We start from the raw sequence: 792 nt of genomic DNA on the forward strand, positions 1-792 counted from the left end.
CTTTATAATAAGCCTTAAGTAAAAACTCATTTTGTTTATTTAAACTTAAAGGTTCTAATTTTTCAAAAGGTTTATTTAAATCTTTATCAAGTAAATTCTCACAAGCCCATAAAAAAGGTTTTTCTATAGTTCCTTCTATCCTTGCTCCACCTTCGGTACAGTTGTAGGTGGTAATATAATAATTTTTTTTTGCATTGGCCACATCTTGTTCAAAATTATGTCTAAAAAGAGTCCAAACAAAAGAACTTTCAACTTTTCCATTGTCTCCGTAAGCTTGAGTGGTATATTTGTTTTTATCTCTTTGAAAATGTCCTTCATGTTTATCAAGATTGCTATAATCTTTAGTGTGAGAAAGTCCATCTTTAGCATAAGCTAAATCTTGTCCTATTAAAACGATATTTTTATGCTTTAAATGTATAGCAAGTAAAAAATTCATATTAGCTACACTAAATCCCATATTAAAATACCCAAAATCATCAAGTTTTAAATAATTTATAAAACTTGCATATGTAGATACAAGCATAAAATTTCTATTATTTTTTTGAAGATATTTTGTAGTATGAGGGTGGACATAGGATTTTAGAACAAACAAAATATCCTTATCAAATTCCCCAAAATCATTGTTAAAAAATTCAGAAGTTAAAGGAATCCTTTCCAAAGAAAGCACATAATCGGGCTTAATATTATGCTTAGCTAAAATAGGATAAGAAGAATCCGCACAAAAAATCGTAGCTTTACTAGCATACTTTTTTAATAAAGGAAGTTGTTTAGTAAGAGATGGTCCTGTAGAAA

The 792-nt window shown here is 28.0% G+C and carries 1 pseudogene; it reads right to left on the minus strand.

What is annotated here, in order from left to right:
• A pseudogene (gene pseD, locus SR62_RS02790) lies at positions 1-792 on the minus strand (flagellin modification protein PseD); the annotation flags it as partial.

The sequence above is a fragment of the Campylobacter sp. 2014D-0258 genome (assembly GCF_008000495.1).
GTDB lineage: Bacteria > Campylobacterota > Campylobacteria > Campylobacterales > Campylobacteraceae > Campylobacter_D > Campylobacter_D jejuni.